This window comes from Calidithermus chliarophilus DSM 9957 (assembly GCF_000430045.1).
Taxonomy (GTDB): domain Bacteria; phylum Deinococcota; class Deinococci; order Deinococcales; family Thermaceae; genus Calidithermus; species Calidithermus chliarophilus.
In genome coordinates this window covers 1,799,461-1,811,424 of the sequence record NZ_KE387023.1, presented here as the reverse complement: position 1 = coordinate 1,811,424, position 11,964 = coordinate 1,799,461, and the positions used below count along the sequence as shown (strand labels likewise).

The following is an 11,964-nucleotide window of genomic DNA, read 5'->3' as shown; positions in this document are numbered from 1 at the left end:
GCGTTTTGCGTCTCGCATCTCGCGTTCGGCGTTGGGCGTTCGACGTTAGGCGTATTGCGTACGACGTACGACCCGCGCCCGGCCATCAACCACCGACTCACAACGTCGCCCGCCCCATCCGCGCGACCCCGCCCTTGATCTTGGCCCATCCCAGGCTGAAGCTCCCCACCGCCGTCGCCACCGCCACGACCGCCCAGCCGTCCTCGGCCTCGAGCTCGACCGGGTTGTTCTGCACGAAGCGCAGGGCACGGGGGTCGTCGGGGGCAAGTTCCACGGCTCGAGCGACCTGGGAAGGCTCGAGGTGGTGCGCCAGGGCCTTGCCGGGGAGCACCCGGCCCGCCTGGACCTTGCCCAGGTAGAGCCCGGGGGCCGGGGCCTTGACGCCGGCGAGGCTGGGGAGTCCTTCGGGCAGGAGGTAGAGGTGACCGGCGCGCTCCCAGATCTCGCCCTCGAGGCTCACCTTCAGGTGCTCCTGGGCGAAACCCTGCCAGGCCTGGCGGGACTCCCTGGACAGCGGGGGCACCTTCTCGCGGGGCGGGGTCTCCTCGTAGCCGTCCACCTTGCGCAGCTTCGCCAGGAAGTGGCCCTCGCCCTGCACGCGGTGGGGCCACAGGCGCGCGGCCTTGGCTAGGGCGGGGTTGCCGTCGCCCCAGGCCGGGACGCCCGGGGCGAAGCTGGGGTGGAGCTGGGCGGCCTCGAGCTCGAACTCGGGGTTGCGGGTGAGGAAGTGGGCGATGACCTGCTCGTTCTCCTCGGGGGCGAAGGTGCAGGTGGAGTACACCAGCACCCCGCCCGGCCGCACCATCGCCCCGGCGTGGTCGATGAGCTGGCGCTGCACCCGCGCCGAGCGCGCCGGGGCCCCCGGGCCCCAGTGGCGCACCACGTCGGGGTCCTTGCGGAACATCCCCTCGCCCGAGCACGGCGCGTCGAGCACCACCCGGTCGAAGTAGGCGCCCCACTGCTCGGCCAGTCGCTCGACCGGGGCACTCACCACGGCCAGCCTCGCGCCCCAGCGCTCCACGTTCTCGAGCAGCCCCCCCATGCGCCCGCCGTCCACCTCGTTGGCCACCAACAAGCCCTCGCCGCGCATCCTCGAGGCCAGGTGCGTGGTCTTGCCCCCCGGCGCGGCCGCCAGGTCGAGCACCCGCTCGCCCGGCTGGGGATCAGCCAGCGCCCCCACCGCCTGGGCGGAGGGCTCCTGGATGTAGTAAAGCCCCGCGTAGAAAAACGGATGCGGCCCCGGCCGGGCCTCCGGCGGGTAGTAGAAGCCCTCCGGGGCCCAGGGGATGGGCTCGAGCGGCCACGGGCTGACGGAGCGAAATTGCTCGGGGCTGAGCTTGAGCGTATTGACCCGCAGCCCGTAACTGCGGTCGGCCGAGGTCAGCGCCCGGTGAAACTCGGCGAATTCCCCGCCGAGCAGTTCGCTCATACGGGCCAGGAAAGCCTTGGGCAAATCCACAGGGAACACGTTACCTTACGGGTGTCGGTGGTCGATAGTCGATAGTCGATAGCTGATGGCCGATAGCTGATAGCTAGTGGCTCGTGGTAGCCCCCTTGTCGAGGGCCGGGGGCCAAAGCGTTTTGCGTATTGCGTCTTGCGTTTTGCGTACGACGTACGACCCGCGCCCCGCGCCCGGCGCTTGGCGTTCAGCATTTCGCCTCCTTACTATGACTCCATGCCCATCGTCGCCGTCGGAACCGACATCGCCTCCGTCTCGAGGCTGCGTGGGGTGTATGAACGCCACCCCAAGCGTTTTCTCGAGCGCCACTTCACCCCCGAGGAGATCGCGTACTGCCTCGCCAAGGCCGACCCCATGCTCTCGCTGGCGGCCCGCTTCGCGGCCAAGGAGGCTTTTCAGAAGTGCTGGCCGGAGAACCACGGCTGGCGCGAGGTGTGGGTGGAGATGAAGGGGCCGCGCCCGGCGCTGAACTTCGCGCCACGCATCGCCGAGCGCATGCAGCGGGAGGGCTGGCGGGCCCACGTCTCGCTGGCGCACGAGCACGAGCACGCCACGGCGGTGGTGGTCCTGGAGGCGCTGTGAAGCACTTCCTGATCACCGGGGCTTCCACGGGCATCGGGGAGTGCTGCGCGCTCCACCTCGCGGGGAAAGGGCACACGGTCTGGGCGGGGGTGCGCAGGCTCGAGGACGGCGAGCGCCTGGCCCGGCAGGCCACGGGCCTCCTGCACCCCGTGCTGCTCGACGTGACCGACACCCAGAGCATCGCCCGCGCGGCGGAGACCGTCCGGGCCCACACCCCCAGGCTCGACGGGCTGGTGAACAACGCGGGGATCGCGATGGCGGGGCCGCTCGAGTTCCTCCCCCTCGAGGAGTTGCGGCGGCAGCTCGAGGTCAACGTGGTCGGGCAGGTGGCGGTGCTGCAGGGCTTCCTGGGCCTGCTGCGGGAGGGCCGGGGGCGCGTGGTCAACATGAGCTCGATCTCGGGCCGGGTCGCGGCCCCGCTGTTCGGGCCCTACTCGTCCTCGAAGTTCGCGCTCGAGGCCCTCTCCGACGCGCTGCGGCGGGAGCTCAAGCCCTGGGGGATGGAGGTGTGCGTCGTCGAGCCCGGCAACATCCAGACCCCCATCTGGGGCAAGGGGGTGAACTGGGGCCGCGAACTGCTCGAGAAGCTGCCGCCCGAGGCCCGCGCCCTCTACGGCAAGGCGATCGACGGCCTGATCCGCTACGTGGAGGGCATCGACGGCAAGGGGCTGCCCCCGCTCGAGGTCGCCAAAGCGGTCGAGCACGCCCTCACCGCCCCGCGCCCGCGCACCCGCTACGTGGTGGGCCGCGACGCGAAGGCCGGGATCTTCTTCGCGCGCTTCCTGCCCGACCGCCTGCTGGACGAGATGATCCTGGGCGGGCTGGTCCGGCGCCTGTACGGCCGCAAGGGCTGATGCCGGATTCAAAAAGATAATCGTCCAATCCAAAGACCATCAGAGGCTATCTTTTCGGATCCTAGAGCACACCCCTCCCTGACGGTCGTGGAGGTGATCGGGCCCAAGACCGACGAGTTCTTGGGGATGCGCTTCCCCTACATCGCCTTCGGCGACCCCGACGGGATCAAGTGGGAGTACTACGCGCGGGAGACCTAGCCCTCTTCCCCCTTGGCGACGGGCCTCGAGGGGTCGCTCACCCAGTCGCTCCAGGAGCCCGCGTAGAGCTTGGCGCCCTTGATCCCGGCGACCTCGAGCGCCAGCAGGTTGGCGGAGGCGCTCACGCCCGAGCCGCAGTAGAGGATGAGCTCCTTGCCCTCGCCCGCCGCGAAGCGCTCGCGCAGGGCCTGGGGGGACTTGTGCCGGCCGTCGGGCTCGAAGTTGTCGGCCCAGTTGCGGTTGATGGCACCGGGGATGTGCCCGGCCACGGGGTCGATGGGCTCGACCTCGCCCCGGTAGCGCTCAGGGGCCCGGGCGTCGATGAGCACGGTGCCTGCACCCCTCGAGGCCACCTCCTCCGCCGACACGACCCAGCCCGCCTGCGGGCGGGGGGTGAAGGTGGCCCTGGGGTACTCGGGCCGCTCGGCGGTGAGGGAGCCGCCCGCCGCCACGAAGGCCCTGATGCCCCCGTCGAGCACGGCCACCCGCTCGTGGCCCAGCCAGCGCAGCAGCCACCACAGGCGCGGGGCGAACATGCCGTTTTCGTCGTAGGCCACCACGAAGTGCTCGTCGCCGATCCCGTCCTCCCCGAGCGTCGCCGCCAGGGCTTGCGGGTCGGGCAGGGGGTGGCGGCCGCCCTTGCGGTCGGGGCGCACGGGGCCGGAGAGGTCGGTCTCGAGGTCGAGGTAGACGGCGCCGGGGATGTGGGCCTCGAGGTAGGCCATGCGCCCGGCCAGGGGGTCGGCCAGCGAGAAGCGCACGTCGGCGACGCGCAGGTCGGGGTCTTGGAGGTGTTCGAGGAGCCATTCGGCGGTTACCAGGGGGTGCATGGGAACAAGTTACCTTAAGGTCGATGGTCGATGGTCGATGGTCGATAGCGGATAGCCAAACGCAAGACGCAAGACGCCTTGTTCCCCCCTTAGCAAGGGGGGCCAGAGGGGATAAACCCTCCCCGCGGGCAGGGGGAGCTCTTTTCACCACGAGCCACACACCACCCGCCTTTGGTCACCCACTATCAGTCACGCCTATCGGCGCCCGTTAAACTAGGGGCGATGCTGGAAAGGCTCGAGGTGCAAAATCTGGCCGTCCTGGAATCGGTGGCCCTGGACTTCGACCGGGGGCTCACGGTGCTCACCGGGGAGACCGGGGCGGGCAAGAGCGTGCTGGTGGACGCGCTGTCGCTGCTGCTGGGCGAGAAGGCCGAGGGGATGATCCGTTCCGGGGCCGACAGCCTCCTGGTGACCGCGTGGTTCGGGGGGCGGGTCTTCTCGAGGCGGGTCGCGGGGGGGCGCAGCACGCCGCGGCTGGACGGCGAGGTGGTCTCCTTGCGCGAGTTGGCCGAGGCGACGGGGGAGCACCTCGCCATCCACGCCCAGCACGCGGCGCTGGCCCTGGCCTCGCGCAAGGCGCAGCGCGGCCTGCTGGACAGCCTCATCGAAGGGGCGACCCTCGAGGCCTACCGCGAGCGCTACGCCCGCTGGCGGGGCCTGCTGGCCGAGCAGGAGCGGCTCTCCCAGGCCGCGCGGGAGCGCGAGCGGCGGCTGGACGTGCTGCGCTTCCAGCTCAAGGAGATCGACGACGCGCGGCTGGAGCCCGGCGAGAAGCAGCGCCTGGAGAACGAGGTCGAGCGGCTGCGCCACCTCGAGACCCTGCGCGAGCGGGTGGGGGCGGCGGCCGGCGGGCTCAGCGGCGAGGGCGACGGGCTGGGGATCGTGGGGGCCGCGCTCAAGGAGCTGCGCAGCGCCGCCCGCTACGACAGCGGCCTGGAGAGCCTGGGCAACGACCTCGAGGCCGCCCTGGACAGCCTGCGGGCCATCGCCCGCGAGCTGGAGGACTACCTCGAGGGCCTCGAGGCCGACCCCGCCCGCCTCGAGGAGGTCGAGGGGCGCCTGGCCCTCATCGAGCGGCTGGAGCGCAAGTACGGCGAGGGGGTGGAGGGCATCCTGGCCTTCGCGGAGGAGTCGCGCCGCGAGCTGGCCGAGCTCGAGGGGGCCGAGGACCGGCTGGCCGCCCTGGCGGGCGAGGTGGCGAAGGCCCACGCCGAGCTGACGCAGGCCGGGGAGGCCCTCTCCGAGGCCCGCCGCGCCGCCGCCCGCGACCTCAGCGCCAAGGCCACGCAGGAGATCCGCTTCCTGGGGATGCCCGAGGCCCGCTTCGAGGTGGGCCTGGTCCCCCTCAACGAGCCGGGGCCGGAGGGGCTCGAGGAGGTGCAGCTCCTCTTCAGCGCCAACCCCGGGCAGGGGCTGGCCCCGCTGGAGAAGGCCGCCTCGGGCGGCGAGCTCTCGCGGGTGATGCTCGCGCTGGCGCTGCTCACGGGCAGCGAGGCCGACACCGTGGTCTTCGACGAGGTGGACGCCGGGGTGGGCGGGGAGGCCGCCTGGCGCGTGGCCGAGCGGCTGGCCCGGCTGGCCAAGCGCCGGCAGGTGCTGGTGGTGACCCACCTCCCCCAGATCGCCGCCCAGGCCCAGCAGCACTACCGGGTGGTCAAGAACAAGGGCCGGGTGGAGATCCAGGCGCTGGGGGGCGAGGAGCGGGTGCGCGAGCTGGCCCGCATGCTCTCGGGCTCCTACTCCGACGCCGCCATGCAGCACGCCCGCGAGCTGCTGCAAGCGCGGTAGCTCACCGGCGCTCGAGCCCATAATACCGGATTCAAAAAGATAATCATCCAAATCCAAAGATCCCAGAGGTTATCTTTTTGAATCCCAGAGCACTCCCTTCGGTCGGGTCAGTCCGTCGCCGTCCGGCGACGGACTGACCGAATCTGGTATAAAACCCCCTCCGGGCGGCAGGCTCTCCCGCAAGCTGTCCTGGGTATCGTTTGCCCTTAACCCCTTGTGCTACACTCGTTCGGTGCTGCCGAAGAGCGAGCGCAAAACCCAGCTCCCTGCCGAACCTGGCCGCGAACGCGACCCCCAGGCCGTCCGGGAGATGTTCAGCGAGATCGCCCCGCGCTACGACCTGCTCAACCGCGTGCTCTCGGCCGGGGTGGACCAGAGCTGGCGCCGCGCCGCGGTGCGCGAGGCCCTGGGGCATGGCCCCCGGCGAGTGCTCGACCTGGCCTGCGGCACCGGCGACCTGACCCTGCTGCTCAAGCAGAGCGCCCCCCACGCCGAGGTGGTCGGCGGCGACTTCGCCCCGCCCATGCTCGAGCGCGCCCGCGCCAAGGCCCGGCGGGCCGGGCTCGAGGTGCGCTTCCAGGAAGCCGACGCGCTCAACCTGAGCTTCCCCGACGGGCACTTCGACGCCGTGACCATCGCCTTCGGCTTCCGCAACTTCGCCGACTACGAGCGGGCGCTGGCCGAACTCTACCGGGTGCTGCGGCCCGGCGGGCGGCTGTGCATCCTCGAGTTCCCCCCGCCCCCCAAGAGCGGCCTGGGCGTGCTCTACCGCTTCTACTTCACCCGCATCCTGCCCTTCGTCGGCGGCCTCATCTCGGGCAACGCCGCCGCCTACCGCTACCTGCCCGCCTCGGTCGAGCGCTTCCCCGACCCCCAAACCCTCGCCCGGATGATGCAGCAGGCGGGCTTCCGGGTGCGCCACAAGCTGTTCACCGGCGGCATCGCCGCCCTGCACGTCGGCGAGAAGTGAGCCGCTACCCCGTCCGGTAGATCCGCCGGCCGGAATCCCCGCGTAAGGAAAAGAGACCCTTCGCGCCCGCCGGCCTCGAGCCCCAAGAGCTAAGGAGAAGAATGGCCCTGCGTTCGAGCAAGAGCAAAACCCGCACCCCCAAGCCCGCCCTGCCGCGCCCGCGCGACCTGGTGATCGACCCGCAGCGCCTGCTGTTCGAGGGTTTAGAGATGGGCTCCTTCCCCGACCTCGAGCACCTCAGCCTGGCCCGCGAGTTCGCCCGCGAGAGCGCCCAGGGGCGCTGCTATGAGAACGGCCTGATCAAGCTCTGGCACGGCCCCCAGGGGCTCTACTACGAGTTCAAGGACTTCCCCGCCGCCTTCTACGGCCGCCTGGGCATGGTGAGCGGGGAGTACCTGAGCGAGGTCGAGGCCCAGGGGATCTTCTGGGAGGACATGAGCAAGGCCACCAAGGGCTACGGCGAAACCGTCGTCTTCTACACCGACCGCCTCATGCACAGCGAGCAGGACTTCTACATGGCCTACACCTACGAGAACTTCCGCATCGAGCGCGGCGAGGCGCGCTTCAGCCTGCCCCTGTTCATGCGCTTCGAGACCGAGGAGGGCCTGCGGCTGCTGATGCGGCTCGAGCACGAGTACCTCGCCTTCTGGCTGCCGAAGGGGCAACCGCTGTCGAAGGGGTTGCGGGCTTGAATGGGTCGATGGTCGATGGTCGATAGCCGATAGCTGATAGCCGATAGCCAAACGCAAAACGCCGAACGCCCAACGTACGTCGTACGTCCTACGTCGTACGCGAGACGCAAAACGCCAAACGCCAGACGCCTGTCTCTACCCCCCTTAGCAAGGGGGGCTGGGGGGATACCCCCTCCCCGGGCGCGGGGAGGGGCTTACCACAGGACACGAGGCACAAGCCGCGCACCCCTATCTCTCCAGCGCCTCCAGCCGGTGCTGCAACTGGCGGAAGGCGTAGTCCACGAACAGTTCCTGCTCGAGGGCGAAGGGCATGGGGTCGTGGGCGGCGAAGATCTCCTCCACCACGCCCAGGGCGGCGGGGACCAGTTCGGCCAGGACGTCCTCGAGCACCGCGCGGGTGTGGGGGTGGGCCTGGAGGTGCTTGCCGAGGGTGTGCAGGCCGTAGGCGATGTGGCGGCCCTCGTCGGCCTGGACGTGGGTCAGACCCGCGCGCAGGCCCGGCAGGATGGCGCCGTGCTCGAGCACCTCGCGGTAGGCCCGGTAGCCCGTCTCGGCGAGGATTCCCTCCACGACGAGGTTGTAGGTGCACAGAGCCCGCACCTCGGCCTCGGGGCTGGCGTCGGCGACGAGGGCGTTCATGGCATCGGGCAGGGCCGCGTAGAAGATCTTCTGCCAGGAGGGCAGGTGGTAGACGGCCAGCTCGGGCGCCGTGCCCACCACCTCGCGGTGGAAGCGGTCGAAGAACTCGGCGTGCTTGGCCTCCTCGAGGGTCCAGGCGGCCACGAACAGCGCGTCGTCGTAGCGGCCGTCCCGGCTCACCCGCCACAGGAAGGGCGCGAGGTCGAGGGTTACGGCCTCCTCCCCGCCCACGAACAGGGCCGATAGGTGCAGCAGCACCTCCCGCTGGTCCGGGCTCAGACCCTGCCAGTCCTGCCGGTCCTGGTCGAACTCGAGCGCCTGCGGGTCCCAGAAGTTGCGCTTGGCCTTGTGGTAGAGCTGCGTCACGAAGCCGTCCTCGGCCCGCCCCGGCCGGCTGGTCGCCAGTTGTCGCATGGGGTGATTGTAGCGGAAGGGGCGAGCCAGTGGCTCGCCCCTTCCGCGCTCAGCTACCGGCGCTTCCTAGTGCACGTGGCCCTCGGGCCCGTGCACGTGGCCGTGCTCGAGCTCCTCCGAGGTGGCCGCGCGGATGCCCGAGATGGTCACGTCGAAGTTGAGGGTCTCCCCGGCGAGGGGGTGGTTGAAGTCGATGGTGACCTCGTCCCCGTCGACTTCCATGATCCAGAAGGGCAGTACCTGGCCGTCCATGTCCTGCGCGTAGAGCTGGGCGCCGGGCTCGAGCGGGGCGTCCGGGGGGAATTGGTCGCGGGGGACCACCCGCACGCCCTCGGGGTCCTCGAGGCCGTAGCCCTTCTCCGGGGGCACGCTGACCTGGAGCGAGTCGCCGACCTGCTTGCCCTCCAGGGCCTCCTCGAGGCCCGGGATGATGTTGCCGTAGCCGTGCAGGTAGGGCAGCTCGCCCTGGTCGATGACTTCGCCCCCGACGGTGAGGACGTAGCGGATGGTCACCACGTGGTCTTGCGTTGCAATCATCGGTACACCTGTCGTGCCTGGCGTGGGAAGAATCTTGCCGCAGGCACTCAAACGCCTGAGTTTACCACCCTAGCCCGCGGGGAATGGTTACCGCCGTGCCCTTTCGGTTTTTGTAGGCCCCCGCACCCCCCCGGCCCGTGCCCGACGTATGCTAGGGGGCATGTTCATCGAGGACGCCATCGGCAAGACCCCTCTGGTCAAGCTGCGCCGGGTGGTCGAGCCCGGCATGGCCGAGGTTTTCGTGAAGCTCGAGGGCTCCAACCCCGGCGGCTCCATCAAGGACCGCGCCGCGTGGTACATGGTGCGCGACGCCGAGGAGCGCGGCATCTTGAAGCCCGGCTCGGGCCAGGTCATCGTCGAGCCGACCAGCGGCAACACCGGGATCGGCCTGGCGATGATCGCCGCCAGCCGCGGCTACCGGCTCATCCTGTGCATGCCCGCGCAGATGTCGGAGGAGCGCAAGCGCACCCTGCGGGCTTACGGGGCCGAGCTGGTGCTCACCGACCCCGAGCGGCGCATGCTGGCCGCCCGCGAGAAGGCCCAGGAGATCGCGCTCGAGACCGGCGGCTACATGCCCGACCAGTTCGACAACCCCGCCAACGTCCAGGCCCACTACGAGACCACCGGCCCCGAGATCTTCGAGCAGATGGACGGCCGCGTCGACGCCTTCGTCTACGGCTCGGGCACCGGGGGCACCATCATGGGCGTGGGGCGCTACCTGCGCGAGCGCGTCCCCGGCGTGCAAGTCATCGCCTGCGAGCCGGGCCGCTCCAACGTGCTCTCCGGCGGCCAGATGGGCCAGCACCAGTTCCAGGGCATGGGCCCCGGCTTCATCCCGCCCAACCTCGACGTTCGCATGCTCGACCGGGTGATCCAGGTGTGGGAGGAGGAAGCCTTCCCCCTCGCCCGCCGCCTCGCCCGCGAGGAAGGCCTCTTCCTGGGCATGAGCAGCGGGGGGATCGTCTGGGGAGCCCTCCAGGTGGCGAGGGAGCTGGGCGAGGGCAAGCGCGTGGTCTGCATCAGCCCGGACTCGGGCTCGAAGTACCTCACCACGGCGCTTTACGCGGAGGAGGAGGGCTCGAGCGTGGCCAGGCCGTCGATGGTCGATGGTCGATAGTTGATGGCCGATAGCCGAACGCCCGGCGCGGGTCGTACGTCGTACGCCTTGGTCCTCGACCCCCGGCCCTAGACCCTCGACGCCGACGGGGAGGGGTTCCTCTCACCCCGAGCCACCAGCCTCCTACGCCCTTCCCTGCCACCCGGTACCCTCCCCTTCCCCGGGCACGTATTACGCTTTTTCTTCACCAGGCGCGTGATACGATAGGTATCATGGCAGTCTTGACCAACGACCAGAAGATGGTCCTGGACATGGTGCGGCAGGTCTCCCGCGAGGTGCTGTGGGAGAAGGCCCCGCAGTACGACGCGTCGGGCGAGTATCCCTGGCCGCAGCTCAGAACCCTGGCCGAGCTCGGGCTTTTGGGCATGACGACCCCCGAGGAGTGGGGCGGGGCGGGCCTGGACAGCGTGACCTGGGTGCTGGCCATGGAGGAGATCGCCGCCGCCGACCCCAGCGTGGCCGTCATCCTCTCCGTCACCAGCGGCCTCCCGCAGTACATGCTCAACAAGTTCGGCACCCCCGAGCAGAAGAAGAAGTACCTCGTGCCCCTGGCCCGGGGCGAGTGGATCGGGGCCTTCTGCCTGACCGAACCCCACGCCGGCTCCGACCCCGCCTCCATGAAGCTCGCCGTCCGCAAGGTGAGCGGCGGCTGGCAGCTCGACGGGGTCAAGAGCTGGGTGACCTCCGGCGGGCAGGCCCAGGTGTACGTGGTGATGGCTCGAGGCGACACGGGCATCAGCAGCTTCATCGTGGAGGGGGGCACCCCCGGCCTCAGCTTCGGCAGCCCCGAACACAAGATGGGCCTCCACGCCGCCCACACCACCGAAGTCCACTTCGACGCCGTGTTCGTCCCCGACGAGAACCTGCTGGGCCAGGAGGGCCGCGGCCTCGCCCAGGCCCTCGCCGGCCTCGACTCCGGCCGCATCGGCATCGCCGCCCAGGCCGTGGGCATGGCCCGCGCCGCCTTCGACATCGCCAGGTCCTACGCCGGCGAGCGCACCCAGTTCGGCCAGAAGATCCGCGAGTTCCAGGGCGTCGGCTTCAAGCTTGCCGACATGCACGTCAAGATCGCCGCCGCCCGCGCCCTCACCCTCGAGGCCGCCGCCAAGAAAGACCGCGGCGAACGCTTCACCCTCGAGGCCTCCACCGCCAAGCTCTTCGCCTCCGACACCGCCGTGAGCGTCACCCGCGACGCCGTGCAGGTGCTGGGCGGCTACGGCTACCACCGCGAATACCGCGCCGAGCGCTACTACCGCGACGCCAAGATCACGGAGATCTACGAGGGCACGAGCGAGATTCAGCGGTTGGTAATCTCGAGGGAGTTGTATCGCTGAGGGGTGTCGATAGTCGATAGTCGATAGCCGATAGCCGATAGCCGATAGCCGATAGCCGAACGCCCTTTTGAAATCGATCATCCACTGGGGTTGTGCCCGGCCCGTAAGCCAACTACAGCCCCACGCCCCAAGGGACGGGCGTTCGGTGGTCGCTGCCCCGCCCCGGCCGGGGTGTGCGGCTCACGCGGGAGGGGGTGAGGGAGGTGGCGCAGACGAGCATGCCGCCGGGTCAAGGTGCGGCCCGCACCCCCGCACACGCGGGCACTGAGGCCCGGCGGCATGTCCGCGAGTCCCTCGGAGGGTGCGAGGGGGAGCAGGTTTCCGGCGTATGCCGGATCGCGTACCGCGATGCCCTCGCCACGTGGAATGGCCTCCCCTACACCCTCCGACGGCGGAACCGCGGTCGCCAAATCAAAGCACCGCAAACCGCCCCTCCCCCACCAGCAAGCAGAGAAAAAGGCGCTCACCGTGAACGGTGAGCGAATGTTCCACGCCTAGCTATCGGCTATGGGCTACCAGCTATCGGCACCTCTCTACGCTATTCCTCGC

11 protein-coding genes are annotated in these 11,964 nt (G+C 70.0%); 7 read left to right on the top strand and 4 right to left on the bottom strand.

Annotated features, from left to right (window positions below; genetic code table 11):
- Positions 1-97: 97 nt before the first annotated feature.
- Complete coding sequence (rsmF, locus tag MEICH_RS0108860; protein WP_027892314.1) at positions 98-1,459, bottom strand: 16S rRNA (cytosine(1407)-C(5))-methyltransferase RsmF; 1,362 nt, start codon at positions 1,457-1,459, stop codon at positions 98-100.
- A 217-nt stretch (positions 1,460-1,676) separates the two neighbouring features.
- Here rsmF and acpS point away from each other — a divergent pair, with 217 nt between their 5' ends.
- On the top strand, positions 1,677-2,042 hold the full coding sequence (gene acpS, locus MEICH_RS0108855; RefSeq protein ID WP_027892313.1) for a holo-ACP synthase: 366 nt from the start codon (positions 1,677-1,679) through the stop codon (positions 2,040-2,042).
- The gene (locus MEICH_RS0108850) at positions 2,039-2,896 is read left to right on the top strand and encodes an SDR family oxidoreductase (RefSeq protein WP_027892312.1); all 858 of its coding nucleotides are present in this window, start codon (positions 2,039-2,041) and stop codon (positions 2,894-2,896) included. Before acpS ends, MEICH_RS0108850 begins: the two co-directional genes overlap by 4 nt.
- Before the next feature lie 194 nt (positions 2,897-3,090).
- On the opposite strand, the gene MEICH_RS0108840 is transcribed toward MEICH_RS0108850, so the two are convergent.
- The gene (locus MEICH_RS0108840) at positions 3,091-3,924 is read right to left on the bottom strand and encodes a sulfurtransferase (RefSeq protein ID WP_027892311.1); all 834 of its coding nucleotides are present in this window, start codon (positions 3,922-3,924) and stop codon (positions 3,091-3,093) included.
- 222 nt (positions 3,925-4,146) lie between these two features.
- Here MEICH_RS0108840 and MEICH_RS0108835 point away from each other — a divergent pair, with 222 nt between their 5' ends.
- The 3 genes from MEICH_RS0108835 to MEICH_RS0108825 all read left to right on the top strand — a co-directional run bounded on the left by MEICH_RS0108835 (position 4,147) and on the right by MEICH_RS0108825 (position 7,374).
- Positions 4,147-5,712, top strand: coding sequence for a DNA repair protein RecN (locus tag MEICH_RS0108835; protein WP_027892310.1), 1,566 nt, complete (start codon positions 4,147-4,149; stop codon positions 5,710-5,712).
- 232 nt (positions 5,713-5,944) lie between these two features.
- Complete coding sequence (ubiE, locus tag MEICH_RS0108830) at positions 5,945-6,682, top strand: bifunctional demethylmenaquinone methyltransferase/2-methoxy-6-polyprenyl-1,4-benzoquinol methylase UbiE (protein ID WP_420804464.1); 738 nt, start codon at positions 5,945-5,947, stop codon at positions 6,680-6,682.
- Positions 6,683-6,783: 101 nt separating this feature from the next.
- Complete coding sequence (locus MEICH_RS0108825) at positions 6,784-7,374, top strand: hypothetical protein (protein WP_027892308.1); 591 nt, start codon at positions 6,784-6,786, stop codon at positions 7,372-7,374.
- A gap of 228 nt (positions 7,375-7,602) precedes the next feature.
- On the opposite strand, the gene MEICH_RS24345 is transcribed toward MEICH_RS0108825, so the two are convergent.
- Positions 7,603-8,427, bottom strand: a complete 825-nt coding sequence (locus tag MEICH_RS24345) for a R2-like ligand-binding oxidase (protein ID WP_036219078.1) — start codon at positions 8,425-8,427, stop codon at positions 7,603-7,605.
- Between the two features lie 66 nt (positions 8,428-8,493).
- Entirely contained in the window at positions 8,494-8,964 is a 471-nt protein-coding gene (locus tag MEICH_RS0108815) for an FKBP-type peptidyl-prolyl cis-trans isomerase (protein WP_027892307.1), read from the bottom strand.
- A 160-nt stretch (positions 8,965-9,124) separates the two neighbouring features.
- Here MEICH_RS0108815 and cysK point away from each other — a divergent pair, with 160 nt between their 5' ends.
- Both cysK and MEICH_RS0108805 read left to right on the top strand, forming a co-directional pair.
- Entirely contained in the window at positions 9,125-10,081 is a 957-nt protein-coding gene (cysK, locus tag MEICH_RS0108810) for a cysteine synthase A (protein WP_027892306.1), read from the top strand.
- Between the two features lie 212 nt (positions 10,082-10,293).
- A complete protein-coding gene (locus tag MEICH_RS0108805) occupies positions 10,294-11,415 on the top strand; it encodes an acyl-CoA dehydrogenase family protein (protein WP_027892305.1) in 1,122 nt (373 codons plus the stop codon).
- The last annotated feature ends 549 nt before the right edge of the window (positions 11,416-11,964 follow it).